Annotated in this window: 24 protein-coding genes and 2 pseudogenes; 3 read left to right on the forward strand and 23 right to left on the reverse strand. The window is 67.1% G+C overall.

Features of this window, described 5'->3' with window-relative positions:
- The first annotated feature begins 93 nt into the window (after positions 1 to 93).
- On the forward strand, positions 94 to 951 hold the full coding sequence (locus HEP73_RS01630; protein ID WP_185821871.1) for a class I SAM-dependent methyltransferase: 858 nt from the start codon (positions 94 to 96) through the stop codon (positions 949 to 951).
- Between the two features lie 113 nt (positions 952 to 1,064).
- Positions 1,065 to 1,601 carry a pseudouridine synthase gene (locus HEP73_RS01635; RefSeq protein WP_185821872.1) on the forward strand — a complete coding sequence of 179 codons (537 nt, stop codon included), beginning with the start codon at positions 1,065 to 1,067 and terminating at the stop codon, positions 1,599 to 1,601.
- Between the two features lie 313 nt (positions 1,602 to 1,914).
- Here HEP73_RS01635 and HEP73_RS01640 read toward each other — a convergent pair whose 3' ends face one another.
- Together HEP73_RS01640 and hrpB are read right to left on the reverse strand one after the other, a co-directional pair.
- On the reverse strand, positions 1,915 to 2,316 hold the full coding sequence (locus tag HEP73_RS01640; RefSeq protein WP_185821873.1) for a hypothetical protein: 402 nt from the start codon (positions 2,314 to 2,316) through the stop codon (positions 1,915 to 1,917).
- Positions 2,317 to 2,849: 533 nt separating this feature from the next.
- Positions 2,850 to 5,464, reverse strand: a pseudogene (gene hrpB / locus HEP73_RS01645) (ATP-dependent helicase HrpB).
- A 110-nt stretch (positions 5,465 to 5,574) separates the two neighbouring features.
- Between hrpB and HEP73_RS01655 the strand changes: the two are divergent.
- The gene (locus tag HEP73_RS01655) at positions 5,575 to 6,372 is read left to right on the forward strand and encodes a TatD family hydrolase (RefSeq protein WP_185821874.1); all 798 of its coding nucleotides are present in this window, start codon (positions 5,575 to 5,577) and stop codon (positions 6,370 to 6,372) included.
- Positions 6,373 to 6,520: 148 nt separating this feature from the next.
- On the opposite strand, the gene HEP73_RS01660 is transcribed toward HEP73_RS01655, so the two are convergent.
- The 21 genes and pseudogenes from HEP73_RS01660 to HEP73_RS01760 all read right to left on the reverse strand — a co-directional run bounded on the left by HEP73_RS01660 (position 6,521) and on the right by HEP73_RS01760 (position 24,491).
- Positions 6,521 to 7,033: a hypothetical protein gene (locus HEP73_RS01660; RefSeq protein ID WP_185821875.1), complete on the reverse strand. Its 513-nt coding sequence runs from the start codon at positions 7,031 to 7,033 to the stop codon at positions 6,521 to 6,523.
- Positions 7,034 to 7,464: 431 nt separating this feature from the next.
- Positions 7,465 to 8,409, reverse strand: coding sequence for a 2-dehydropantoate 2-reductase (panE, locus tag HEP73_RS01665; RefSeq protein WP_185821876.1), 945 nt, complete (start codon positions 8,407 to 8,409; stop codon positions 7,465 to 7,467).
- 445 nt (positions 8,410 to 8,854) lie between these two features.
- Positions 8,855 to 10,087 (reverse strand): OmpA family protein, encoded by a 1,233-nt coding sequence (locus HEP73_RS01670; RefSeq protein ID WP_255423630.1) that lies wholly within the window; start codon positions 10,085 to 10,087, stop codon positions 8,855 to 8,857.
- Entirely contained in the window at positions 10,015 to 10,623 is a 609-nt protein-coding gene (locus HEP73_RS01675) for a hypothetical protein (protein ID WP_185814914.1), read from the reverse strand. Before HEP73_RS01675 ends, HEP73_RS01670 begins: the two co-directional genes overlap by 73 nt.
- Positions 10,623 to 11,294: a TadE/TadG family type IV pilus assembly protein gene (locus HEP73_RS01680; protein WP_185814915.1), complete on the reverse strand. Its 672-nt coding sequence runs from the start codon at positions 11,292 to 11,294 to the stop codon at positions 10,623 to 10,625. The genes HEP73_RS01675 and HEP73_RS01680 overlap by 1 nt, the downstream gene beginning before the upstream one ends.
- Positions 11,291 to 11,680 (reverse strand): DUF192 domain-containing protein, encoded by a 390-nt coding sequence (locus tag HEP73_RS01685; protein ID WP_185821877.1) that lies wholly within the window; start codon positions 11,678 to 11,680, stop codon positions 11,291 to 11,293. The genes HEP73_RS01680 and HEP73_RS01685 overlap by 4 nt, the downstream gene beginning before the upstream one ends.
- Entirely contained in the window at positions 11,677 to 12,567 is an 891-nt protein-coding gene (locus HEP73_RS01690) for a type II secretion system F family protein (protein ID WP_185814917.1), read from the reverse strand. Before HEP73_RS01690 ends, HEP73_RS01685 begins: the two co-directional genes overlap by 4 nt.
- Positions 12,564 to 13,412 carry a type II secretion system F family protein gene (locus HEP73_RS01695; RefSeq protein WP_185814918.1) on the reverse strand — a complete coding sequence of 283 codons (849 nt, stop codon included), beginning with the start codon at positions 13,410 to 13,412 and terminating at the stop codon, positions 12,564 to 12,566. The genes HEP73_RS01690 and HEP73_RS01695 overlap by 4 nt, the downstream gene beginning before the upstream one ends.
- Positions 13,412 to 15,136, reverse strand: a complete 1,725-nt coding sequence (locus HEP73_RS01700) for an ATPase, T2SS/T4P/T4SS family (protein ID WP_185821878.1) — start codon at positions 15,134 to 15,136, stop codon at positions 13,412 to 13,414. The genes HEP73_RS01695 and HEP73_RS01700 overlap by 1 nt, the downstream gene beginning before the upstream one ends.
- Before the next feature lie 32 nt (positions 15,137 to 15,168).
- Complete coding sequence (locus tag HEP73_RS01705) at positions 15,169 to 16,692, reverse strand: type II and III secretion system protein family protein (RefSeq protein ID WP_255423631.1); 1,524 nt, start codon at positions 16,690 to 16,692, stop codon at positions 15,169 to 15,171.
- 71 nt (positions 16,693 to 16,763) lie between these two features.
- On the reverse strand, positions 16,764 to 17,597 hold the full coding sequence (cpaB, locus tag HEP73_RS01710) for a Flp pilus assembly protein CpaB (protein WP_185814920.1): 834 nt from the start codon (positions 17,595 to 17,597) through the stop codon (positions 16,764 to 16,766).
- A gap of 42 nt (positions 17,598 to 17,639) precedes the next feature.
- On the reverse strand, positions 17,640 to 17,834 hold the full coding sequence (locus HEP73_RS01715; protein ID WP_185821879.1) for a hypothetical protein: 195 nt from the start codon (positions 17,832 to 17,834) through the stop codon (positions 17,640 to 17,642).
- Positions 17,831 to 18,523, reverse strand: coding sequence for a hypothetical protein (locus tag HEP73_RS01720; protein ID WP_185814922.1), 693 nt, complete (start codon positions 18,521 to 18,523; stop codon positions 17,831 to 17,833). Before HEP73_RS01720 ends, HEP73_RS01715 begins: the two co-directional genes overlap by 4 nt.
- The gene (locus HEP73_RS01725) at positions 18,520 to 19,332 is read right to left on the reverse strand and encodes a TadE family protein (RefSeq protein ID WP_255423632.1); all 813 of its coding nucleotides are present in this window, start codon (positions 19,330 to 19,332) and stop codon (positions 18,520 to 18,522) included. Before HEP73_RS01725 ends, HEP73_RS01720 begins: the two co-directional genes overlap by 4 nt.
- A gap of 5 nt (positions 19,333 to 19,337) precedes the next feature.
- On the reverse strand, positions 19,338 to 20,201 hold the full coding sequence (locus tag HEP73_RS01730; protein WP_255423633.1) for a hypothetical protein: 864 nt from the start codon (positions 20,199 to 20,201) through the stop codon (positions 19,338 to 19,340).
- Positions 20,138 to 21,652, reverse strand: coding sequence for a pilus assembly protein TadG-related protein (locus HEP73_RS01735; RefSeq protein ID WP_185821880.1), 1,515 nt, complete (start codon positions 21,650 to 21,652; stop codon positions 20,138 to 20,140). Before HEP73_RS01735 ends, HEP73_RS01730 begins: the two co-directional genes overlap by 64 nt.
- A 164-nt stretch (positions 21,653 to 21,816) precedes the next feature.
- Positions 21,817 to 22,095, reverse strand: a complete 279-nt coding sequence (locus tag HEP73_RS01740) for a pilus assembly protein (RefSeq protein WP_184413945.1) — start codon at positions 22,093 to 22,095, stop codon at positions 21,817 to 21,819.
- 309 nt (positions 22,096 to 22,404) lie between these two features.
- The gene (locus tag HEP73_RS01745) at positions 22,405 to 22,902 is read right to left on the reverse strand and encodes a hypothetical protein (protein WP_185821881.1); all 498 of its coding nucleotides are present in this window, start codon (positions 22,900 to 22,902) and stop codon (positions 22,405 to 22,407) included.
- 30 nt (positions 22,903 to 22,932) lie between these two features.
- Positions 22,933 to 23,136, reverse strand: a pseudogene (locus HEP73_RS01750) (ABC transporter permease); the annotation flags it as partial.
- A gap of 90 nt (positions 23,137 to 23,226) precedes the next feature.
- A complete protein-coding gene (locus HEP73_RS01755) occupies positions 23,227 to 23,679 on the reverse strand; it encodes a hypothetical protein (RefSeq protein WP_185821882.1) in 453 nt (150 codons plus the stop codon).
- Positions 23,676 to 24,491: an ABC transporter permease gene (locus HEP73_RS01760; RefSeq protein ID WP_185814925.1), complete on the reverse strand. Its 816-nt coding sequence runs from the start codon at positions 24,489 to 24,491 to the stop codon at positions 23,676 to 23,678. Before HEP73_RS01760 ends, HEP73_RS01755 begins: the two co-directional genes overlap by 4 nt.
- Positions 24,492 to 24,499 lie beyond the last annotated feature (8 nt).

The raw sequence follows: 24,499 nt of genomic DNA on the forward strand, positions 1-24,499 counted from the left end.
TCCGTTTGCGTGATTCGCGCTAACGCGAAGACAACATTCGGGCGCGCGCGCATGCGTGCTAGGCTCGCCTCACACCGACAACGGACGTACGCCATGAGCCTTCGCACCACGCTTGCCTGCGCTTGTACCCTTGCCATTGCCGCGACGCTGGCGATCCCGGCCGCACAGGCGATCAAGCCTGCCGACAGCGCCAGCTTGCCCGCGCCGGATGCGGCCTTGCAAAAAGCCATCGACGGCAGCTGGCGCGACCGCGTCTACGTCGAGCGCGATGCCTATCGCCACCCGGGGCAGACCCTGGCGTTCTTCGGCATCAAGCCGACCCAGACGGTGATCGAGATCACCCCGGGCGGCGGCTGGTATTCGGAAATCCTGGCGCCGTACCTGCGCGAGCGCGGCCAGTACATCGCCGCGGTGGTCGATCCGACGGCGGTGCCGGAAGGGCGCGGCCGCGAGTATCAGCAGAAGGCGCGCGCGACGCTGGAGCAGAAGTTCGCCGCCGCGCCGGCGCAGTACGACCACGCCAAGCTGGTGGCGTATTCGCCGACCGCGCCGGTCTTGGGTCCTGCTGGCTCGGCCGATCTGGTGCTGACCTTCCGCAACGTGCACAACTGGCGCATGTCCGGCCAGGCCGAGGGCATGTTCAAGGGCTTCTACCAGGTGCTCAAGCCCGGCGGCGTGCTCGGCGTGGTCGAACACCGGGCCAAGGCCGATGTGCCGGCCGACGACAAGAGCGGTTACGTCGGCCAGGCGCAGGTGATCGCGATGGCCGAGGCGGCCGGCTTCAAGCTGGCCGGCAAGAGCGAGGTCAACGCCAACCCGCGCGACACCAAGGACTATCCGGGCGGCGTGTGGACGCTGCCGCCGAGCAATAGCCACGATGCCGCCGACGACGCCAAGTACAAGGCGATCGGCGAGAGCGACCGGATGACGCTGAAGTTCGTCAAGCGCTGAGAGCGGCCGGCGCGGGCAGCGGGAAAAGGAAACCGGCGTGGGAGAATTGCCCGCGTCGCGCGCGACGCCGATGCTCGCCAATCCCTAATCCCCACTCTCCAATCCCCGCTTCCATGCTGATCGCGTTCAACAAGCCGTTCAATGTGCTGTGCCAGTTCACCGATCGCAGCGAACCGCCGCGACGCACGCTGGCCGGGTTCGGCCTGCCCGCCGACGTGTATGCGGCGGGGCGGCTGGACTACGACAGCGAAGGCCTGCTGCTGCTTACCGACGACGGCGCGCTGGCGCACCGCTACACCGACCCGCGCCACAAGCAACCGAAGACGTACTGGGTGCAGGTGGAAGGCGTGCCGCAGCCCGAACAGCTGCAGCGCCTGCGCGATGGCGTGGTATTGAACGACGGACCGACCGCGCCCGCCCAGGCCAGCGTGCTGGAGACGGCGCCGGACCTGTGGCCGCGCGACCCGCCGGTGCGTTTCCGCAAGACGGTGCCCGATGCCTGGCTGCAGATCGTGCTGCGCGAGGGGCGCAACCGCCAGGTGCGGCGCATGACGGCCGCGGTCGGCTTGCCGACCCTGCGCCTGGTCCGCGCGGCGATTGGCACGCACCGGCTGGACGGGTTGGCGCCGGGCGCGTGGCGGGCGCTGTAGGCCGTCTGGGCAACACCCCTGTAGGAGCGGCTTCAGCCGCGACCCTTTACCGATAGAGTCTGTCGCGGCTGAAGCCGCTCCTACAGGAACGGGGCCGGGCGGTCGCGAATCTTGGATTGAGACGCGGGCGTGCCGCGTGGCGTATCCGCAGGCGCTCGACGATCGCCGTCGCGGCGGCCGCATCGCCGCGCCGCGGATCGCCGGCGCATCACGTCCTCCGCCGCCTGCAAACGAAAACAGCGGCCGGATGCATCCGGCCGCTGTTTCGATGGCGCTGCTGTCGTCGCTGTCGCGGCGACGCTCCTGCAAAGCCCTATTCTTCGGTGGCGTCCTGCGCGGCCGCGGCACGGCGCGAGCTGCGTGCCGCCGAACGACGGGCACCGGCGTTGCCGCGCTTGCTGGCTTCGATGCGCTGCGAATCGCCTTCGATCGGTGCGGCGTTGTCGCGCTGGCGCTTGCGGTAGATCGCATACCCGAGCAGGCCGACGCCTACCGCCGCGGCGGCGATCGCGATGACCGGATTGCGGCGCACCGCGGTGCGCGCGACCTTGGTGCCGGTCTTCACCGCACCCAGCGCCGCACCGGTCTTCAGCGCGCCCATGGCGGCGCCGGACTGCAACCACTTGTTGGCCTGCGGCCCGATGTGACGGAGGCTGTCGCCGGCATGGCTGGCGAGATCCAGCGCGCGGTCGGTGATGATGGTCAGCTTGCTCATGGGGGCGTCCTTACTGGCAGGAATAAGGGCTGCAGTGTCCCTTGGGCGCCGTATACATGGCGTTAGCGCGCTGGCGTGGAATCGTCTGGCGGCTGAATGCGCAGGGCGGTTCGGGTGCGGCGGTCGGTGCGCTTGCGGTCGCCACGCTGGGGATTTCTCGATAGGACGCGCTGGCGCGATATCGCCGCGGGCGACGCCGGTCGGCGCACCGTTCGCGCCGGGACTATCGCCTTCGCCATCCATGACGGCGGGCGGCGGGTGAGGCGGTGCTCGCCCGCCTCCGTACCTTGGCGTGCTTGCATCGGACCTTGGCGGAAGCGCGGCAGGCAGGCGGAGCGTCCTAAGCCGCCGTTGCCGCCTCGAATGGCCGCAACCTGCAGCCGGGCGGCTTCGCCGAGCAGACGGCGGAGGGCGTCGAATGCCTGCTGGCGCTCAACACCACCGCGCTGACGCGGCTGGCGATCGCGCCGCGGCTGGCGCAGTCCGGCCACGGCGCGATCATCAGCATCGGCTCGGTTTTGCCTGCCGTCGGCTCAGGTGCCACGCGGCTTCGCGCGATGGCTGGCGGTGGCGGTCCACGGGTCGTCCGGCCACGGGTGGCGGGGATAGCGGCCCTTCATTTCCTTCTTCACTTCCGGATAGGTGCTGGACCAGAAGTTGCGCAGGTCCTGGGTCACCTGCAACGGGCGTCCGCCGGGCGAGAGCAGGTGCAGCAGCAGCGCCACGCGGCCGTCGGCGACGCGCGGGGTGTCGGCCAGGCCGAACAGTTCCTGCAGCTTCACCGCCAGCACCGGCGGTTGCGGCTGGCCGGCGTGATCGAGCGCGTAGTCGATGCGCCGCTCCATGCCTGAGGGCACGGTGATCCGCGTCGGCGCATGGCGATCGACGGCCTGCCGCCGGTCCCACGGCAGCAGCGACTTCAACGCCTCGCCGAGGTCGTCTTCGCCCAGCGCGTCGAGCCGGGTCTTGCCGGCGAAGGCGGGGCGCAGCCAGCCGTCCAGGCCTTCCAGCAACGCCGCATCGCCGAGATCGGGCAAGTCCAGCTCCGGCATCCAGGTGCGCAGTGCGACCACGCGCGCGCGCCACTGGGTCAACGGTTCGCTCCACGGCAGCGCCTGCAGGCCGAGTTCGCGCACCGCCTCGGTCAGCGCCGCCGCCGCGTGCGACGGATCGACGCGGCCGGCGGGGCGGCTGTCGAGCACGATGCGGTCGAAGCGGGTTTCGCGCAGCGCGCTCAACGCACGCCGCTCGGCGTCCCAGCGCACCACGTCCTGCTGCACGAAGCGCTGCGGGAAGTCCACGCGCAGCCGCGCTTCGTCCACCGGCGCGGCGCGCAGCAGTAGCGCGTCCTTGGCCTCGTAGCGCAGTTCGGTGGCGACCAGCCACGGCTCGCCGCGCAGGTCGCTGTGCTCGAACAGGCGTGCGCTGCGGCCGTTGGCCAGCAGGTAGCGCAGCGGATCGGCCGGATGCCGGGTGGCGATGCGGTCGGGGAAGGCGTGGGCCAGCAGGTCTCCGAGTTCATGCGCTTCCACACTGTCCGGCGCGGCGGCGTCGCTGCGCAGGCGCCGCCGCCATTGCTTGGCCGCCGCGTCGATCGCGGCCAGGCCGCCGCGGTTGGCATCGTGCGGGGCGCGGCCGCGGCGGAAGCCGGCCAGTGCGCGCCAGCGCGCCGCCAGCGCGTCGCCGCCCTGGCGCAGCGGATCGCGCGCCTCGACCAGCGCGGCCAGGTCGCAGGCCAGCGCCTGCGCCCGCGCATCCGGCGCGGCCAGCAGCATCGCCGCCAGCCGCGGGTGGGTGCCCAGCGCGAGCATGCGCCGGCCGCTGGCGGTAATCGCATGGTTCTCGCTCAAGGCGCCGAGCCGCTGCAGCAGTTCGCGCGCGGCGGCCAGCGCGCCGGCCGGCGGCGGATCGACGAAGCGCAAGGCGTCGCTGCCCCAGGCCGCCAGTTCCAGCGCCAGCCCGGCCAGTTCCACCTGCAGCATTTCCGCGCGGCGCTGTGCCTCCAGGCGCTGCGACTGCGGCCACAGCCGGTAGGCCCAGCCGGAGGCGACACGGCCGGCGCGGCCGGCGCGCTGGTCGGCCGAGGCCTGGGCGATGGCGGTGACGTCCAGCCGCGAGAAGCCGCTGTTGGGATCGTAGTGCGGCTCGCGCGCCAGGCCGGCATCGATCACCACGCGCACGCCGGGCAGGGTCACCGACGATTCGGCCACGTTGGTCGCCAGCACCACGCGGCGGCGGCCGTGCGGATCGGGCTGCAGCACCTTGGCCTGCTGCTCGACCGGCAGCTCGCCATGCAGCGGCAAAACGTCGATGCCACCGCTCCCTTCTCCCATCGGGAGAAGGTGGCGCGCAGCGCCGGATGAGGGTACGCCCGAGGCGGTGCCGGATGGGAGGCCACCAGAAGCAGCCCCCGATGCGGGCACCCCCACCCCACCCCGGCCGCTTCCAGCGCCGCCTGCACCCGCGCGATCTCGCGCTGCCCTGGCAGGAACACCAGCACGTCGCCGGGATGATGCTGCAGCGCATGTTCGATGGCGCGGCGGGTCTGCGCTTCCAGCGCCTCCTCGCGCCGCGCCGGGAAATGCGCGATCTCCACCGGATAGCTGCGGCCGGCACTGGACAGCCGCGGCGCATCCAGGAACTGCGCCAGGCGTTCGCCGTCCAGCGTCGCCGACATCACCACGATGCGCAGGTCCTCGCGCACCTGCGCCTGCACGTCCAGCGCCAGCGCCAGGCCCAGGTCGGCGGCCAGGTGGCGTTCGTGGAATTCGTCGAACAGCAGCGCGCCGACGCCGTCGAGCATCGGGTCGTCCTGGATCATCCGGGTCAGGATGCCCTCGGTGACCACCTCGATGCGGGTGCGCGCGGACACCTTGTTCTCGAAGCGGATGCGGTAGCCCACGGTCTCGCCCGGCGCCTCGCCGCGCTGCCGGGCCATGAACGTGGCGGCGCTGCGCGCGGCGACCCGGCGCGGCTCCAGCATCACGATGCGGCGGCCCTGCAGCCACGCCGCGTCCAGCAGCGCCGGCGGCACCTGGGTGGTCTTGCCCGCGCCGGGCGGGGCTTCCAGCACCAGCCGCGGATGCGCGGCGAGGCTGTCGCGGATCTGCGGCAGCAGCGGATCGATCGGAAAAACGGGAGAGGCCATCGGCCAAGGATACGGATCGGCTGCGTCGCTGTAGAGCGCATCCATCTCGCCGGTAGCGCCGGCCCCGTACAATCTCCCGCTTTCCTGCCCGGCTTCCTCGGCATCTCCGCATGACTCTGATCGATATCGGCGCCAACCTCACCCACGACTCCTTCGATCGCGACCGCGACGCGGTGCTGCAGCGCGCCCGCGACGCCGGCGTCGCGCAGCTGGTGGTCACCGGCGCCAGCCGCGAGCACTCGCCGCTGGCGCTGCAGCTGGCGCAGCAGCATCCCGGTTTCCTCTACGCCACCGCGGGCGTGCATCCGCACCACGCGCTCGAGTACACCGCCGAGTGCGACGCCGAACTGCGCGCGCTGCATGCGCATGCCGAGGTGGTGGCGGTGGGCGAGTGCGGGCTGGACTACTTCCGCGACCTCGCGCCGCGCCCGGCGCAGCATCGCGCCTTCGAGCGCCAGCTGCAGCTGGCCGCCGACACCGGCAAGCCGCTGTTCCTGCACCAGCGCGACGCGCATGCGGACTTCCTGGCGCTGATGCGCCAATTCGACGGCAAGCTCGGCCCGGCGGTGGTGCATTGCTTCACCGGCACCCGCGAGGAGCTGTTCGACTATCTGGACCGCGACTGGCACATCGGCATCACCGGCTGGTTGTGCGACGAGCGCCGCGGCGCGCACCTGCGCGAGCTGGTCAAGAACATCCCGGCATCGCGGCTGATGATCGAGACCGACGCGCCGTACCTGTTGCCGCGCACGCTCAAGCCGCTGCCGAAGGACCGGCGCAACGAACCGGCATTCCTGGCGCACATCGTCGAGGAACTGGCACGCGACCGCGGCGAGGACGTGGCGGCGGCCGCGGCGGCGACCACCGCCACCGCGCGCGGGTTCTTCCGCTTGCCCGCCGCCGCGTGAGTGGAGTTCGCAGCACGGCAGTAGTCGATCGCGGTTGTTTGCGCTGCGAGATCTTGTAGGAGCGGCTTCAGCCGCGACCGGATCTATCGGTAAAGCGGTCGCGGCTGAAGCCGCTCCTACAGGGTTGATGGCCTGCCGATTTTCCCAGCTATTCGACCTGCGCGTCCTCGCGCTTGGCCTCGGCCATCGCTTCCGGCTCCAGTTCCTCGGCGCTGCGGTTGAGCTTGACGAACACGCCCCAGGCGACCAGCAACAGCGCCGCGCACAGGCCGACCGCGGTGGCGTAGGGCAGCTTGGCCGGGTCGTCGTGCATCAGTTCGAAGATCGACACCAGCGTCTCGATCGCCAGGGCGATGACGATGACCACGAAGAACCGCGACAGGTAGCGGCGCACCCGCGTCGGGCCACTGACCTTGACGTCGCGCTGCACCTCTTCCTCGAAGATGGTCTGGCCCAGTTCCAGCGTCACCAGCGCCACGGTGAGCAGGCCGATCGCCTCCAGCACCACGTTGAAGCGGTCGCGGATCACCAGGTCGCCGCCGGGAGTGAGGCCGTGCCACAGCTCCAGCACCGCCATCGCCACCAGGCCGGTGGCGCACAGCAGGAACAGCAGGATGATGACGAAATGGCCGCCGCGGAATAGTTTTTCCATGAACTTCATCGCCGCTCGCCGTGGTCAGGTCGGCGAGCATAGGCGCGGCGGGCGTCAGCGGCGCGCGAAGGCGTGCGCAGAGGGGGGGCGGTGGCAAGCGGCGCATGTGCGGATGCGGGGAATGCGTTCTCGCATGCACTTCGCTGCCGCCGCCACAGCAACTATGGGGACGCGCGCCGTGAACTGCTGGCCCGGTGCTGCGCAAGAGGTTGGGCGCTGCGATCGTCGGCCGGAACGCTGTGGGAGGGACTTCAGTCCCGACGCTTGCCGCCGGCCAATCGCATGGCTCCGCTTGTCGCCGCTGAAGCCGCTCCTGCAGAGTGCATTGCGCCTCGCCACGCTGCGCCGAATCCAATATCGGGAAGATTGCGCGAGGAGGCGGCTCCCGGCGCTTCAACGAATCGCACTGCCGCTGAAGGCATCGCCAGGCTGGTCCGCTTCTATCCTTCCGCCAGCCCCGCCTGGTAGGCCTGCAGGTGGCAGTAAGCGGCTATCAGCCATGGCGCGGCGTGGCCGGCGGCGCGGGCGCGCGCCAGCATGTCGCCGACGATGTGCTGCGCTTCCACCTGCTGCCCGGCTTCCAGGTCGCGCAGCATCGACGCTTTCATCGGCGAGCCGGGTTGGGTCAGCAGCTGCAGCGCGTTGGCCTGCGCCGCTTCCGGCACCGGTTCGCCTGCGGCGGCGGCGACCGCCGTGCATTCGGCATACAGCCCATGCAGCAGCGCCACGCCGTCGTCGCTGGCGACGATGCGGCCGGTCGGCGCGCGCATCAGGCAGGTGGCCGCGGCCAGCGCGGTCAGGAAGGTGTACTTGATCCACTGTTCCTGTGCGATGCGCGGCGTGGCGACATGGTCGATGCCGGCCTGCGTGCAGGCGGCGGCCAGGTCGCGCACGCGTGCGCTGTCGGCGCCGCGTCCGTCGCGTTCGCCGAAGGTCAGCGAGGCCGGCTTGCCCAGGTGCTGGATGCTGCCGTCCGCGTCCAGCGTGGCGCTGATGAAGCACAGCCCGCCGAGCACGCGTTCGGCCCCGAAGCGCGTGTCCAGCACCGGGTAGTGGCGCAGGCCGTTGAGGATCGGCAGCAACGCGGTGTCGCCGCTCATCGCCGGCGCCAGCGCGTCCAGGGCGCTGTCCAGGTCGTAGGCCTTGCAGCTGAGGATCGCAAGGTCGAATGGCTGCGCGGCGGCCGCGGCCGGCAACGTGTCGGCGGTCAGCGTGGTCACCGCGATGTCGGCATCGCCGCGCGGGCTGCGGATGCGCAAGCCGTCGCGCTGCAGCCGATCGGCTCGTGCCGGGCGGACCAGGAAGGTGACGTCGGCGCCGGCCTGGGCCAGGCGTCCGCCGAAGTAGCCGCCGGTCGCGCCGGCGCCGAGGATCAGGATGCGCATGCGCCGATGGTAGCAGCGACGCCGGCCCGGTTCAGCGAGGCGGGTCGCGCGTCTGCGGCGTGCGCAAGCCGTCCGGGGGCGCGAAGGTCTCGGCGGGCACGGGCCCGTAGCTGACCGCGTCCACGCGCAGGCTGCGTTCGTCGCGGCGGCTGCCGATACGGCCGCGATAGCCGAGCAGCAGGCCGCTGCTGTCCAGCCAGAGCGTGCCGCTGGTGGTGCCGTCGGGCCCTTGCGTGGCGGATTGATAACGCCAGCCGGCGGCGGGGCGGCCGGCGATGAATTCGCCGGGGACCGGCGCGCAGCGGCAGCCGATCCGCCTAGGGGATTCTTGGTGTCGTGTAAGTAGAGCCCGCTGGCGTCGCGCGGAAAGGACCTGCCCGCGACGAGCCAGGCGTGCAGGTTTCCGCTACCGATGCGGCATCCAAGCGGGCTCTGTTGACAGGTCCTAGCGCTTGACTAGTTCGACCCTGCGGTTTTGCGCCTTGCCAGCTTCGTTTGCGTTGTCGGCTACCGGATCGGCATCGCCAAAGCCGGCAGACGTCAATCTGGTCGCATCGATGCCCTGGGCCGCAATGGCGGAGGCGACAGCCTTGGCGCGGCCGTCCGACAACGTCTTGTTGTGCGCCGGGTCGCCGGTGTTGTCGGTGTAGCCATTTACGGCCAACTTCAGCGAGGCATCCTGCTTGAGCAGCTGCACGACCTGCTCGATCTGCGGTTGCGAGTCCGGCAGGATGTCGGTCTTGTCGGTTGTGAAGTTGACGTGCAATGCCACCTTGCCGGTCTTGTCGATCTGCGCCTTCAGTTCGCTGGCCGGCAGCAGGCTGGCGGTGATTTCCAGCGGCTTGGTCTCGGCGATGAGCAGTCCGCCGCCGAACTGGTAGCTGCACAGGTGGATCCAGATGTCGCGATCGGCGCGATGCACGACGAACACCTGTGTGGGATTGTTCCAGACATCGCCCAGGCCGCTGTTGTACTTGACCGCGAAATCGCGCGGCCATTCCTTGATCTTCTGCCCGGCTTGTTCCGGAATCTTGCCGTCGAAGATCTTCTTGCCGCCCAGCGACGCGACCACCGCTTCGATGTTGCGTTCCAGTTCCACGTCCGAGAAGGTCTTGCCCTGCGCGGCATCGATGTGCGCGGACCATACCTTGCCCTCCACGGTTTCCAGGCGATCGCCTGTCCAGAACGGCACCTGGTCGAAATCGGCGACATCCGGCGTGCTTCCGGTGACATAGCCGTTGGGAAGCGCGATATACGGGAACGCGCCCAGCGGTACGCTCGACACCGGCAGGCTGGACGCATCGAAGCCCTTGGCGGTTGCTTCCTGTTGAGGTTGCGACGCCTGCGGACTGCCGTCCGCGGCCGCGGACGCGGCGGCATGCTCGTCGCCTTGCGCGGCGTGCTCCTGCTTCTTGCAGGCGCCAAGACCCAGGGTGATCGCTACAACCAACGTCGCCGCTACTGCCTTTTTCACAGAGGTACTCCTTTGCCGGGGGACGAAAAAACAGTGTAGCCGCGAACCCGGCCGATCTTCCTGCGCCACGATGAACACCGACCAATTGGCGACGCGAAACGGCGCGCGGCGCGGGCTGCCAGCGCCCGTGACTAGTGGGCCGGTTCGGGGGGTTGGAACAGCGCATCGGGTTGCGGGCGGTATTCCACGCGCTGGATGTCCCATTGCTGCTGCTGTTGCAGACCGGTCTTGCCGCGATACGCAAGCACCAGGCCGGTGTCGCGATCCAGCCACATCGTTCCCTGCCGGGTCATGCCGGGGCCGCTCGCATTGGACAGCCGGTATCGCCACTGCACCGCCGGCCGACCGGCATGGACGCCGGTGTCGACACGTTGGCAGTCTGCGAACATGCCCAGACCTGCGCAGGGCTGTTCCGGGTCGAAGCGCAGCGGCCAGCGCATGCCGGGCACCGGCATGCCATCGCCCTGCTGGCCCACGATCCACCCGATGCTCGCGTCCTTGGTGAGGATCAGCGCGTACGGCGTGCCGCTTGCATCCTTGAACTGCACGCGCAGCGCATCGTCTCGGAAATACAGCGTCACCGGCTGCGGCGCGTCTTTGGGGCGGATCCGGCTCAGCCCGCTCAGTTGGTTGGTCGTCACCTCGGCCACGCCGGAGAATGGCAGTTCCTGGGCGAGGGCCGTTCCCGCGAGCGCAAGGGAGAGCGCCAGCGCGCCGGCCAGCAACGAGCGTCGACGCATCACTTGTCCAGGTTGCCCTGCTTGTAGATGGGCGATTGCATCCGCACGATGGCGTAGCTCTCGATGGGCAAGCGCCCGGTGAATGTCTGCAGCGGCGATGATTCGAACGTACCTGGCTTCAGATACTGCGATCGCCCGCCGAGCACCCAGCCCACGAACGGCACCACAAGCGGTGCGTCGTAGACGACCTTGATCTTGAGGATGTTGGCGTCCTGGACATTCACGCCGCTGCTGCCGACCGTGGTGCTGCGGTAGGCGAGCGTATCGTTGGGCAGGGCGTACTGGCCGTTGTACTGCCGCTCCTTGAAGTTGCCCCATGCCGCACGCGTCGGGTTGATCACGGTGATATGGCCGTGCACTGTTAGGTCGGGCAGTGCTTTTGTCCAATATGCGACCTCCATTGCGGCCTGCCCGGTTTCGTGCACATACAGGGGCAGCATGCCTTTGGCCAGGGCCTTGCGCATTTCCTGCCGGTCCACGCCGCTCACCGCACCCGCCCGCGCCGTCATCAGCGCGGCATAGTCGAGCGTCGATTTCATCCGGTACACCAGCACCGCCTGGATGACGGAGAGCAACAGGAACAGCAGGACCGGGGTGATGATCACCAGTTCCACCATCGATTGGCCGCGCATCGAGTGCCGGCCGCGAAATTCCCGCATGCGTGTCTTCATGACCATGCTCCAGTGTCGGGCGGCGGCGCGACCGCTGCGGCGCGCCAGCGCCACTGTTCGCCCTGCTGCGGTTGCAGGCGGTCCAGCGCGCCGCCATGGAATTCGATGGTGGCCACGGCGCGCCGGCAGGCCGCGGCACGGTACGGCCTGACGTTCTGGCGCCATTCCAGGACGACGTCGTCGCGCGCGAGAAACACCAGGTCCAACGGGTAGGCCATGCCGATGGTGTGCACGCTGGCGCATGGCCGGATCAACAGGGCTTCCGATCCGTCCTCGGCCAGCGCCGGCCGCGCCAGCAAGCCGCGCATCCGCGACCACCAGGTGTCGGCGGACCACACGTGCGGGATGGACGCGCCCCGGCTGCGTTCGATGTGTCCGCGCTTCACAGGATTCCCTCCTGCAACATCTTCAAGTAGATGAAGTAGCCCAGGAACAGGAAGATCAGCGGGAAGAAGAACATCACCAGCGGCAGCATCATCTTCACCGGCGCTTCCAGCGCCAGTTTCTCCGCGCGCAGGAAGCGCTCTTCGCGTCGCTGATTGGCCTGCGCGCGCAGGGTGTCGCTCAAGTTGGCGCCGACCTTGTCGGCCTGGATCAGCGCGCTGGTGAAGCTGGTGATCTGGCCGATGTCCATGCGTTCTGCCATGCGCCGCAGCGCTTCGGCCCTGGGAAGCCCGGCGCGCAGATCGCGGAGCATGCGCGAGAACTCCTGCGACAGCGCGCCGGCCGGGCCCTTGGCCACGGCCTGCTCGATGCCGCCGGTCACATTCAAGCCGGCTTCCACCGACATGGTGATGAAATCCAGGTAGACCGGCAGGTCGCGCACCACCGCCTTCTGCCGCGCCTTGCGGCGTTCGCCCAGCCACAGCGCGGGGTAGAGCCAGCCCAGCACGCCCCCGAAGAACAGGCACATCAACCCCGCCCCGATCGCGAGCTTGCCGAGCATCGCCGTGCACAGCAGGAACACCGCAGTCACCACGATCGCGCTGGCCATGCGCAGGCCGTAGAACTCTTCCGGGGTCAGGGTGAAGTCCTGCCCGGCGGCCTGCAGCTGGCGATGGGTCTGCTCGAGCTGGGTGACGCTGAGGTGCGGCGCGATGCGGCGCGTCAGCACCGTCACCAGCGGCCACATCAACTGCATCAACCGTGGCAGCGGGTCGTAGTAGGTACGATCCTCCAGCTCGACTTCGCGGATCACCCCGCGCGTGCCGATGATCACCAGCGCGACGGCGCCGGCGGCCAGAAGAGCGACGAGGGCGAGCATCCAGGTCATACGTCGATCGTCATGATCTTCTTGCAGAGACGATAGCCCAGGTATTCCATGACCAGGCAGATGGTGATCACCACCCATCCGTGCCAGCTGTGGAACATGGGCTGCATGGTTTCGCTGTACATCAGGCTGAGATAGCCGATCAGGAACACCGGCAGCATCGCCATGACGATGCCCTGCAAGCGGCCCTGCGCGGTCAGGGACTTGACCTTCTTTTCCATGGTCAGGCGCCGACGCAGCGTTTCGGCCAGCGTCGCCAGGGTTTCGGCCAGGTTGCCGCCCACCTCGCGCGAGATGTTCACCGCCGAGACGAACAGTTCGGCATCGGTGATCGGCACGCGCTTGCTGAAATTTTCCATCGCTTCTTCGGCGCGCACGCCCATGTGCTGTTCGCGCAGCACCAGCGCCAGTTCCTGCGCCAACGGCGGCTGCCCATCGTGCACCAGCACTTCCATCGCCGGCGCGAAACCCACGCCGGCACGCAGGCTGCTGGACAGCATCTGCAGCGCGTCGGGGAGTTGTTCCTGGATCTTTTCCAGCCGGCGCCGGCGCAGATACGCATAGATCTTGCGGGGCGCGAAGATCAGGAAGACGCCGATCAGCACCGCGATGACCAGGCTGCCGGTCAGCATCCAGATGAGCAGCGGGATGATCACCATCACCACGGCGCTGATCATGTAGACCTGCGCCGGGTCCATGAACAGGAACATGTCCGCCAGGTTCATGCGCGCCTGGTCCATGAAACTCTCGCGGTAGCGCTGCATGAACCGCTCGCCGGAACGCGCAACCAGCAGAACGCCGACCAAGGCGCCGCCGAACACCAGCAAGGCGATCAACCACAGGGCCATCAGCGTGTACTTCCCTGACTGCGGAAAATGTCCAGATCCACCGACACGCCACGCTCTGCCAGCTCCTCGTAGAATTCGGGCACCGCGCCGGTCGCCACGAAGTTGCCGGCGACCTTGCCGTCCGGCCCGTGGTAGGTGGTCGGCTTGAACAGGAACAGGTCCTGCATCTGGATGGTGCCGCTTTCGATGCCGGTGATTTCGGTGATGTGGCTGACCTTGCGCGACCCGCAGGGGTAGCGGCGCTGGTGCACGATGAGGTTGACCGCCGAGGCGATCTGCTCGCGCACGACCGTCATCGGCAGTTCCATGCCGGCCATCATCACCATCACTTCCAGGCGCGACAGCGTTTCGCGCGGGTTGTTGGCGTGCGCGGTGGTCAACGAACCCTCGTGGCCGGTGTTCATGGCCTGCAGCATGTCCAGGCTCTCGCCTCCGCGGCACTCGCCGACCACGATCCGATCCGGGCGCATGCGCAGCGCGTTCTTGACCAGATCGCGGATGGTGATCTGGCCCTTGCCCTCCATGTTCGCGGGGCGGGCCTCCAATGCGACCAGGTTCGGCTGCACGAGCTTCAGTTCGGCCGCGTCCTCGATGGTCACCACGCGGTCGCCATCGGGGATGAAGTTCGACAGGATGTTCAGCAGCGTGGTCTTGCCCGAGCCGGTGCCGCCGGACACCACGATGTTGCGGCGCTCGCGCACCGCCATGATCAGGAAGTCCAGCATCGGCTGGTTCAAGGAGCCGTATTTCAACAAGTCTTCGCCCATCAGGCGGCGCGTGGCGAACTTACGGATGCTGATGCTCGGCCCGCGCAGGGCCACCGGCGGTATCACCGCGTTCACGCGCGAGCCGTCCTTCAGGCGCGCATCGACGAGCGGCGAGCTTTCGTCGATGCGCCGGCCCAGCGGGGTGACGATCCGTTCGATCGCCGCCAGGCAGGCGCGTTCGTTGGAGAACACCACCTCCGATTTCTGGATGCGCCCGGCCCGCTCGATGAAGATATCGTCGTGGGCATTGACCATGATTTCGGTGACGGTCGGATCCTCGATCAGATCTTCCAGCGGACCCAGACCGATGGCTTCGTCCAGTACCTGTTTGGCCAGGCGGCGCGGGTTGATGTCCGAGGGCAGGTCGGCAAACTCGCGCGCGAGGATGTCGTCGATCAGGTTGATGGTGCTGTCGCGGAGTGCGCCGTCGTCCATGCTGCGCACATCCATCCGGCGCAGGTCCATTTGCCGGACCAGCGCCATGTGCAGCTTGGTGCGCCAGGTGGCGATGTCCGGCGGCGGCGGGCCGGCCAGCACCATGTCGGTGGACGCTGGCGCGGCCGCCTGGGCCGCTGACGCCGCGTCGGCCGGCGCCGTTGCAGGTTCGGCCGCGCGCGCGGCGACGCCATCGTTGGCCGCCGGCGTGTGCTTGGCGATCCGCGCGTCGTCGCCACTCACCTTGAGCATGTAGTGCCCGATGCGGATCTCGTCCTTGCCGTCGATCGGGCCTTGCTTGGCCAGGACGACCTTGCCGTTGAGCGTGATCGGCTCGCGCCCGCCCAAGGGCAGGATGAAAACGCCCTCGTCTTCGCGCAGCAGCGTGGCGTGCTTGCCGGCGATATTCCAGCCCTGGAGCATCACCAGGTTGGCATCGCCGCGGCCGATGCCGCACTCCCGATGCATGCATTTGACCTGGCGGGTATCGCGGCCTGGCGTATTGATCAGCACTGTGAACATGACGATGAACCTTCCGCACGACGTAGGGTGGATTACTTGATCAACTTGTCCTGCCTGGGGCTGATCTCGTCCTGCAAGCCCTTTTCGATCGCATCGCCGCGTTGCAGGTCCTGCAGGTTCTCCGGCGAGGTCGGGCTGACGATGCGCGGGGTCACGAAGATCACCAGCTCGGTCTTGTTGCCGCGGAACCCGTCGGAGCGGAACAGCTTGCCCAGGATCGGGATGTCGCCGAGGATCGGCAGCTTGTCCACGGCCTTGGAGGCCTCGCGATCGAGCAGGCCGGAGATGACGATGGTCTGACCGGCGTTGACGTTGATTTCGGTCTCGGCGCGACGGGTCAGGAAGCCGGGCACGCCCTGCACCGACACCGAAGGGTCGATCCGGCTGACTTCCGCCATGATCGAGGTGTTTACCTGATTGGAGGAATTGACCGTCGGGTTGATGTTGAGACGGATGCCGTATTCCTTGTATTCGATCTGGGTCTGCCCGAGCACCGACGGCACCACGATCGGTACCTCGCCGCCGACCAGGAACGAGGCGCTGCTGCCGCTCTTGGCGCTGAGCTTGGGCTGGGCCAGCACCCATGCCTTGCCGCGGCTCATCAGCAGGTTGATCTGCGACCCGATGGTGGTCGCGATGCCGAAGTAGCCCTGCGGTCCGGGCAGCCTGGTCGGCAACGTGTCCTTGACGTCCTGGAAGGTCTGGTTGTTCTCGGGAAGCACGCGAAAGAAGCCGTTCGTGGTGACATCGCGGATCAATCCGCCGATCGGACCGTCGATCGTGGTGTCCCAACGGATACCCAGGTCTTCCACTGCGTTCTTGTTGAACTCCATGATGGAAACGTCCATCTGGATCATCGGCCGCATGCCGACCGGATCGGCGCCGGCAAAGTTCAGGACCTGCGGATACAGCTTCTGCAATGCCTGGATCTTTGCGGTCGTGGCCGCATCGATGTCGTTGCCGGAGATGACGACGTTGGAGCCGATCGCCCTCACGGTGACGCCAGGCGTATTGCCCAGCAACTCGCGTACGGTGTCGGCCACGCCTTCCGACTTGCCACCCGTCACCGTCACGCTGACGTCGCGCTGGCTGCCGTCCGCCATCCACAGATGCACGTTGGTGTCGCCGGGCTTGGTGCCGATCATGACCAGTTCGGACTTGCCGACCGAAAACACGCTGAGCACCTCGCCATCGCCGACCGCGATGCGGCGCAGCGCGCCGTGCACGCGCCGAACCACGGCCTCGCCCGCATAGACGGTCTGGGCAGGCTGCAGCGGCGGTGCCACCGACGGCTTCTTGTCGCCCGCCAGGGCGACGCCGCCTGAGGCGGTACCCGCTCCCAATTCCTGGATCTGCGATTCGGCCGCACGCTTGAACTGGTCGACCTGACGACCTTGCGCGATCAGCCGCGCCTGCTCGGCCGCGGCCTCGTCGGACGGCGTGCCGGCGGCGGCGGGCGCCGCTGCAGGATGCGCCGCGGTGTTCGCCGCAGTCTTCGCCGCGGCCGGTGTGGCGGCCTGTTGGGCCGACGCGTTGATGCCTCCAATACCCGCCAACAGGATGCCAGCCAGCCACGCCGCCGACCTGCCTGCCTTGCTTCTGCTACGTCCTGTTGCTTGCCTCATGCTCAACCCTTTCCGCCAATGATGAACTCAACGCGGCTGCTTCCGGTGCCGGTGCTTTCCGGATCGCCCGATCCCAGCGATCGCAGTAATTGACTCTCGCTCATGCCTGTCGCCGCGCCGGGCGAGGTGTCCTGAAGTTCGCGCAGCAGCACACGGACCGCGCCCACCTTCGAGGCCATGGCCAACTGCTTGGCCTGGTACTGGTCGAGCTCCAGGGTGACGCTGGAGAATCCCGCCGATTCGTTCGACTCCTCTCCCTCCTTTGGCGTGGGCGCATCGCCGATCCGGCTGCCGGCCGCCAGGACCTTGACCTTCTGCAGCAGCGGAAACACCTGGGCGCCGCTGCCCGAACCGGGCGCGCCGCTGGTGGAGGCATCCTTCACGAAGAAGATATCGATGAGGTCGCCCGGGGCGATCATGCCGGAGATCGAGTTGTTCTCGTCCACGCTCATCGTGTAGGCGACCTTGCCCTTGGGAATCAGCCGGGAAAACTGTTCGTACAAGGGCACCAACGCACTGGCGCTCAGTGGCGCGCCGCCACGGGCCGGAGCACGCAGCATCCGGCCTTCGTACTGGCCGTGGTTGTCCGGCGTGACCGCATCCGCAGGCGCGAATTCGGCCGGGATCGGCCGCGATGCCAGATCGCTGCCTTGCAGGATCGCGCCCTGCGGCAGGTCGTTCACCGGCACGGCCACCTCGACCATCGGCCGCGTGTCCTGGGTGCGCTCGGCGACGGTGGTGCGGATGTAGCTCACCGCGATGAAGGCGGCGAAGGCCGCCATCACCACGGCGATGATGATGAACAGGATGTTCTTGCTGAGTTTTGGTTTCTGCATGAAGAGTTGCCGTCGAGGCAGGCCGTGGCGAGGGAATGGAGGTCAACCCACCAGGATGTCGGACGCCGAGATGGCGTAGACAAAGGCGGCATAGAGGTCTTTCAGGGCGGTGACCACGTCGGTGATCACATTCGGATTGGCGATCAGCACGATCACCAGCGCCATCACCACCACGGTGTACTCGATCGTGGATTGACCGCGTTGGGTGCGCTTGCAGGGGATGCCGGAGCGGATCATTCGACCACCGCCACGACCACGGTACCGGTCTTGCCGCGGCTGGAGGTCACCGTGACGCGTTCTTCCTGGCGGATGAAGCGGCCGACGCAATGCGGGCTCGTCGCCGCGCAGGCGGACGAGGAGCTGTCCCGCACGTAGCCTTGCGCTGCGAAATGGCGCGTGTAGTACTGCTGATTCTGCAGCGGCGTATAGCGGTTGAGCATGCTCAGGGTTCTGACATGGCGCGGCGTGTCCATGTAGACGATGTCTTCGGCGACCTGCGTATCCGGCAGCCGTCCGAAGCCCTTGCCGACGCCGTCCGCCGGCAGGTCGTTCTTCGGGAGCTGCATGACGCCGATCTGGCCGCGTGTGCTGGTGGCATCTCCGCTCAGTTCGACGGTAACGTAGTAGCCGCCTGCCTCCATGTGGCCGAGCACGGTCTTGTTGCCCACGGGAGTGGCCACCACGCCCTTGCCCCATTCCTGTCGATAGAACTGTTCCACCTGGCCTGGCGGCGCGGCCACGGTGAAGCGGCTGGCGCGCATCGAAATACCGTTGTAGATCATGTGGTCGGACACGATCTCGCCCGAGGCCTGTTCGGGCACAGGCACATCCGGCCAATCCGCCGCGCGTGCATGCTGTGTGGCGAGCCCGAACAGGACCGGGCCCACCATCTGCGCGAGCAGGCGGCTGGAAGGTCGCCCGCTCATTGCTTGGCCGGGTAATTGGCCAGCTTGTCCGCGGGGACGACATCCGGCTCGATCGTGCCGATTTCCAGGTCGCCGAGCGATCCGACCATCGGCATGATCGGCTCCAGCACCTTCAGGGTGTCGAAGATGCCATCCAGTCCTTCGAAATACGACAGTGGCGCCAAGGGCTTCACGGTGCTGACCACACTGCGCGGTCCGCTGCGTGGGCCGGACGCGTTCCATGCATCCGCCAGCAGGGTCTGGTGGCGCTTGTCGACCAGGTTGAGGTTGTCCAGCGGCTCCAGGAAGTGCGCCGGCCGGCCATCAGCGGTCTTCAGGTCGCGGTAGTTCAGCGACACTTCCGCGGTGACGTAACCTTTCCGATTGGGCGGGAAGGCGTTGTCGAAATAGTTCTTCGGCAACAGCGTCGCGGCTTCGTCGACGTAGCCGGGTGAATTGGCGTTGGCGGTCCGCGTGACCGACAGGTCGTTCTTTTCCAGCAACTTCTTGTTCGAAAACGTATTCAGCATCTGGTCGCCGAACGCACCGCTGCTGCTGCCGGACGTCGCCGACCTGATCGGCGCATCGGCATCGGCGAAGTTGCGGTCGAGCGCTTTGCTCTGCAGTGCGCCTCGGGTCGGCGGCTGGTAGTTGTTGGCTACCGTGGCTTCCCAGGCCGCATTGCGTGCGGCCTGCATCGCCATCTGCTTGCCGTGCCCGAGCTTGGCCACGACCGGGATCAGCAGAAAGAGCGGGACCAGCACAGCGGCGCAAACGGCCAGTTCCACCATGCCTTGCCCGCGCATGCGGCGTGGCGACGCAATGGACATCGTTTTCATCCTGCCTGCTCCTTGCCTGCTACCTCGCCGGCGGGGTCCTCGGGAAGCAGTCCCTTGCCGAGGCTGAACGACTTGACCTGCAGCAGGCAGCCATTCCCGCCTTGCAGCGGCTTGGCTTCCAGCGGGATGGAATTCAGGTAGTTGCCCGCGCTGTCCACCGTGCAGCCCGCCGCGTCGGCCGGCGCCTCGGCGAATCCCCACTTCATGCCGCCGGACCACATGCACACTTCCTGCTGCCCGTTCTGCCACCGCGTGCAAGGCTGGCCTTTGATCTGGCCGTCGCCCATGAGCTTCCAGCCGGTGCCCTGTACGTCCTGGCGCTCCTGGGTACGTGCGCCGCTGTCGATCGCCTCGTACATGCCGGTCGCGTCTTCGATCGCGTCGTGGTCTTCGTGTTGCTCGAGCTTGGCCAGGCATGCGCTTCGCCCGTCTTCGCCATCGGCGCCGAGCGTCCAGCTGACCTGGTGCGCGAACTGGCGTCGCGCGTCGATCATGATTTCGACTTCGCCGGTGCCCAGCTTGGCTTCTTCCTGCGGCGAGAGCGCGCGCGTCGGCATGCCGGAGCCGCTGCAGGCATCCAGCTTGGCGCGATAGTTCTTGCGCTCCATGTTCTCGCCGCCCACGCGCGATTCCCATGCCAGAACGACATGCAGCGCGGGCAGCGATTTGGCACCGCCATCGGAAGCCGAGGCCTCCAAGCCGCCTTCGGCTGCATCGCGCGAATGGCAGCCGCCGGTGAAGGCAAGCAAGGCCACGCAGCCTGCGGCGAGGGCGCGGGATCTTTTTTCGAAGAACATCATGGAGCGGCCACCAAAAGAGTACGGTCCGCCGCTGGTGTCTGCACCAGGCGGGCCTGCCAATACGGACTGAACAAACTGCCTTTTTCGAATTTTCCGTCGCCCTTGCCCCAGACCGAACGCCGGAAGGCGGCGAGCTCATGGGGGCGGTTGAAATAGACCTGCGCGCTGGCCATCGCCCGCAACTGGTTTCCGCGCGCCTCGTCCTTCAGTTCCATGCGGCCACGCCCGATCTTGAGCGTGGAACTGGTGCGCGCCTTTTCGATCTTGGTGCCCACCTCGACCGTATAGATCGGCCCGGCATTGGCGCCGTCGGGAGTTTGCGAATAGGTGCTCTTGACGTCGTGATACTGCGGGCTGATACCGTAGCGATAGCCATTGAAAAATGCTTTGTCGCGCTTGAAATCTTCGATCACGGCAGGGTCGCCTTCGATGAACCGGCCGGCGATATCGCTGCGCTTGGTGCCGTTGTAGGCCTTGTAGGTCCTGTTGTCGTAGGGCGATTTCCATCCACGCCCATTGCTCATTCCCCCGAAGAAATTCGGCTTGCGGCCATCGACGGCTTGGGTGCCGCCCCAGCCCAGCGGAATCTTGACGTCGTCGAGCGGCCAGGGAAGAGGAAGCTTGAATTGGAACGCATCCACGGCCGACCAGCGATCGTATTCGACCATGTCCGTGCCGCCGTTGTTGTTGAACACCCCGAATGCGGTGCCGTCGCGCGCGCGCGTAAACGTGTCGCGCGATGCCATCACCACGTTGCGGTAGCGTTCGCCGCCCGGGTTGGTGCTGGTCAGGCCTTTGCGCTGGCCGGGGCTGTAGCGTTCCAACTGGTTGCCCGCCGAGACCACGTTCTTGGCCAACACGCCTTTGCCGACCAGGGTCAGTTCCGCATCTGGCGCGTTGTCCTTGACCACCTTGTTGGCAAGGAGGAAGACGTTGGCTTCCGATGCGAGCGTCCCGACCGCGGCATCCGCCGCAAGCGCATAGGGGTGGTCCAGCACCTGGTCCAGCACTCGGATTTCGCCGTTCGCCACCTGCATGAAACCTTGCCGAAAGACCTTGAGCGCCTTGTTGATCGCGGTCATGGCGCGATCGAGCGCGATCAGCACTTCACCCAGGCCAGGCACCCAGAACAACAAGGTCTCGGCGACCTTGGTGAATTCCCCGAAATGCACGGAGGTGGAGTGCACCATCGTCAGCCACGAATTCAGGCTAACCGTTTGTGCGATCGCCACTTCGTTGGCGACGCGTCCGCGGTTCAAGTAAGCGGCGAAGTTGCGCGCACGCGCCTGCTCGACCGCGATGCTGTAAGCCGCGGCATCGGCGGCATTGGTGATTTCCACTTTCTTGCCGACGACCTGTCCGGTGTTGAAGGTCGCCAACAGGCCAACGCACAGCACCATCAGGAACGCCAGCACCATGGGCATCGACTGCCCCGACATGTCGGGGCGGACGCGTCCCAGCCGTGGCGCGACATTCCTTGTAGACGGATCGGCGGCTGCGATGATCCCCATCTGGTGTCCTTCCGGAAAAACGCTTCGCTAAGAACGCCATGGATGCGTTCAGCTCGGCTGGGTCCATTTATAAAGGTGCTGATCAGAAAAACGCCGAGGCGTGCCCACGGCGGTGACAACCACAGGCCACCATCTGCCCTGCTGGGCAGATGGTGGCGAAGGCCTTACTTGTTGCCGTTGTACGCGGCCATGCCCTTGTCCTTGTCGGCCTGGCTCTGCGCCTTGCCGGCGTTGGTACCGGCGCGGTTGATCATCTGGCTAGCGTCCTGCTTGCCCGACAGCTCCTGCGCCATGCCGGCGACCTGGCTGCGGACGGTGCCGCCGAAGAAGGTAAACACGCCGATGGCGGCGATCGCGATCAGGGCCACGATGATGATGTACTCGGTCATGCCCTGGCCGAGCTGCTTGCGGCCGAAACGAATGTGCCTGCGTTGGTTCTTCATTGAATCCTCTCCTTGGCTCTGGCGCCCACTGGACCGGCAGCACACTTACGTCCGCGCGGTTGCGTGTAGGCGTGTGGGTTGCATAAGTGAAAACATGCGCAGATATGAAACTTATCCTTGGCCCGCATTTGACATCTGATGGCAAATGTATCTCGGACGTGGCCACTTTATAGTCAAAATATTGCCGGTTCAAGAAAACTACCGTTAATGCCTTGGCTAAAAATGGAATGTTTATCCCGTAATTGAGTCAAACTTCAGGCGCAACGTTCCATGAATCGATTCACTCTGTGCTGATTTCGGAATGCCAGCTCAGCCAAGGCGGTGCGCGGCGAATTCTTGACTCGGCGCAGCCATGCTCTTGGAATACCTAGATGAATAGGGGATTCCTTTATTGTTCCCCGGCGCACTGGTGGAGTCGAACGCCGGAATAGGGATGCGCAAGACGCGTCGCCAAGTGGTGGAGACGACGGTATGGCGAGAGCCTGCGATGACTGACGCTGGTCCCATTGCTTTCACCTCTACGGGTTCGGCGAGGATCGCGAGCGTGTCGAGAATGGCCGGCGACAGAATCTGCGCAGGCAGGGCACCAGGGCTTCGCTGCGTGGGCTGACCGCCATCGACCGCCAAGTGCCGGACGGCGTGGCGGCGACTACCAAGGCATCGATCTACGGGCTGCATAGCTTCGCAGACGCCGAAGGTATTGCCGGCGTCGACGATGTCCTTGTCCTGGGCATAACCCGGTTTCAACGCCCGGCCGACGTGCCGCTGCGATGCTTGGTATCGGTTCTTGCAGCCCGACTCGCGCAAGCTGGGCGCGCCAGGGCAGCATGCAATTAGCTACGCAACCCCACTCACGCCACGCCGCAGCAGCCACAACGCCAGCGCGCTGAGCACCGCGAGGAAGCCCAGCATCAGCGCGTAGGTCACTCATAGCGACATGTCGCCGCTGCCGAGCAGGCCATAGCGGAAGGCATTGACCATGTAGAAGATCGGGTTGGCGTGGGTGGCGGCCTCGGCCCAGCCGGGCAGCAGCTTCACCGACGAATGCTCCCTGGTCGCGACGGCGCCGAGGATCGGGATGCGCATCCGGCGGTGCCCTCTGGCGATATGGAATCCGCCGGCAGGGTCGCGCTAGCCCTTGGTGTCCTGCTTGGTCAGCGGGCCGATCAGGGTCTCGATCCCGGCGCGTACCTCGGCGCACTGCTCGCGGTAGTGCGCCTGGCGTTGCGCCAGGTTCTGGGCGCTGCCTTGCGCCTCGACGGCGGCCATCAGCTTGCGGAAATCGTCGAAGCCGGCGCGCATCGCAGCGTCGTGCGCGGCCGCATCGAAGGCCACGTTCGCGGCCAGCGCGCGCTCGCGCGCGGCCTGCTGCAGCGCGTCGGCAAGGCGGGACATCTCGGCCGGCGGCAGGTCGCAGTAACGGGCCTGGGCCAGCTGCGTGCCGTCGGCCTCGCCCAGCCGGTACAGCGTCTCGGCGCTCGGCGCGGCCGGATCCTGGCCGGCGGCGGGCGCGGTAGCCGGCACCGCGGCGGCGCTGCACATCAGCCACAATGACAGCGGCCCGATGGCGCGGCGCGCGCTCAACTGCGCAATCCCACTCCACGCTTGAGCAGCCACAGCGCCAGCGCGCTGAGCACCGCGACGAAGCCCAGCATCAGCGCGTAGGCCACCCACACCGGCACGTCGCTGCTGCCGAGCAGGCCGTAGCGGAAGGCGTTGACCATGTAGAAGATCGGGTTGGCATGGGTGGCGGCCTCGGCCCAGCCGGGCAGCAGCTTCACCGAATAGAACACGCCGCCCAGGTAGGTCAGCGGGGTCAGGATGAAGGTCGGCACGATCGCCACGTCGTCGAACTTCTTCGCGTACACGGCGTTGATGAAGCCGGCCAGCGAGAAGATCGTGGCGCCCAGCAGCACCGTGGTCAGGGTCACCAGCGGATGCGGGATGCGCACCGGGGTGAAGAACATGGCGATGATCAGCACCAGCACGCCGACCATCAGCCCGCGCAGCACCGCGCCGGCCACGTAGCCCCACAGGATCACCCAGTTCGGCATCGGGCTGACCAGCAGTTCCTCGACGTGTCGGCCGAACTTGGCGCCGAAGAAGCTGGAGCTGATGTTGCCGTAGCTGTTCTGGATCACGCTCATCATCACCAGGCCGGGAACGATGAACTGCATGTAGCTGTAGCCGCCCATGTCGCCCACGCGCGAGCCGATCAGCCCGCCGAAGATCAGGAAGTACAGGGTCATGGTGATCGCCGGCGGCACCAGGGTCTGGCCCCAGATGCGCAGGATGCGCTTGACCTCGCGGCGCACCACGGTGCCCAGCGCGACCCAGTTGCGCTGGGTCGGCGTGGTCTCGGGGAGGAGGGATTGCGGTTTGGCGGTGGTGTTCATTGGCATCC

Source organism: Xanthomonas sp. GW (assembly GCF_014236815.1).
GTDB lineage: Bacteria > Pseudomonadota > Gammaproteobacteria > Xanthomonadales > Xanthomonadaceae > Xanthomonas_A.

What these genes read in the sequence shown, in the direction of transcription:
- HEP73_RS01630 (WP_185821871.1), top strand. Translation starts at nt 94, where the DNA reads ATGAGCCTTCGCACCACGCTTGCCTGCGCTTGTACCCTTGCCATTGCC.
- HEP73_RS01635 (WP_185821872.1), top strand. Translation starts at nt 1,065, where the DNA reads ATGCTGATCGCGTTCAACAAGCCGTTCAATGTGCTGTGCCAGTTCACC.
- HEP73_RS01640 (WP_185821873.1), bottom strand. Translation starts at nt 2,316, where the DNA reads ATGAGCAAGCTGACCATCATCACCGACCGCGCGCTGGATCTCGCCAGC.
- HEP73_RS01655 (WP_185821874.1), top strand. Translation starts at nt 5,575, where the DNA reads ATGACTCTGATCGATATCGGCGCCAACCTCACCCACGACTCCTTCGAT.
- HEP73_RS01660 (WP_185821875.1), bottom strand. Translation starts at nt 7,033, where the DNA reads ATGAAGTTCATGGAAAAACTATTCCGCGGCGGCCATTTCGTCATCATC.
- panE (WP_185821876.1), bottom strand. Translation starts at nt 8,409, where the DNA reads ATGCGCATCCTGATCCTCGGCGCCGGCGCGACCGGCGGCTACTTCGGC.
- HEP73_RS01670 (WP_255423630.1), bottom strand. Translation starts at nt 10,087, where the DNA reads ATGGGACATCCAGCGCGTGGAATACCGCCCGCAACCCGATGCGCTGTT.
- HEP73_RS01675 (WP_185814914.1), bottom strand. Translation starts at nt 10,623, where the DNA reads ATGCGTCGACGCTCGTTGCTGGCCGGCGCGCTGGCGCTCTCCCTTGCG.
- HEP73_RS01680 (WP_185814915.1), bottom strand. Translation starts at nt 11,294, where the DNA reads ATGAAGACACGCATGCGGGAATTTCGCGGCCGGCACTCGATGCGCGGC.
- HEP73_RS01690 (WP_185814917.1), bottom strand. Translation starts at nt 12,567, where the DNA reads ATGACCTGGATGCTCGCCCTCGTCGCTCTTCTGGCCGCCGGCGCCGTC.
- HEP73_RS01695 (WP_185814918.1), bottom strand. Translation starts at nt 13,412, where the DNA reads ATGGCCCTGTGGTTGATCGCCTTGCTGGTGTTCGGCGGCGCCTTGGTC.
- HEP73_RS01700 (WP_185821878.1), bottom strand. Translation starts at nt 15,136, where the DNA reads ATGTTCACAGTGCTGATCAATACGCCAGGCCGCGATACCCGCCAGGTC.
- cpaB (WP_185814920.1), bottom strand. Translation starts at nt 17,597, where the DNA reads ATGCAGAAACCAAAACTCAGCAAGAACATCCTGTTCATCATCATCGCC.
- HEP73_RS01715 (WP_185821879.1), bottom strand. Translation starts at nt 17,834, where the DNA reads ATGATCCGCTCCGGCATCCCCTGCAAGCGCACCCAACGCGGTCAATCC.
- HEP73_RS01720 (WP_185814922.1), bottom strand. Translation starts at nt 18,523, where the DNA reads ATGAGCGGGCGACCTTCCAGCCGCCTGCTCGCGCAGATGGTGGGCCCG.
- HEP73_RS01725 (WP_255423632.1), bottom strand. Translation starts at nt 19,332, where the DNA reads ATGTCCATTGCGTCGCCACGCCGCATGCGCGGGCAAGGCATGGTGGAA.
- HEP73_RS01735 (WP_185821880.1), bottom strand. Translation starts at nt 21,652, where the DNA reads ATGGGGATCATCGCAGCCGCCGATCCGTCTACAAGGAATGTCGCGCCA.
- HEP73_RS01740 (WP_184413945.1), bottom strand. Translation starts at nt 22,095, where the DNA reads ATGAAGAACCAACGCAGGCACATTCGTTTCGGCCGCAAGCAGCTCGGC.
- HEP73_RS01760 (WP_185814925.1), bottom strand. Translation starts at nt 24,491, where the DNA reads ATGAACACCACCGCCAAACCGCAATCCCTCCTCCCCGAGACCACGCCG.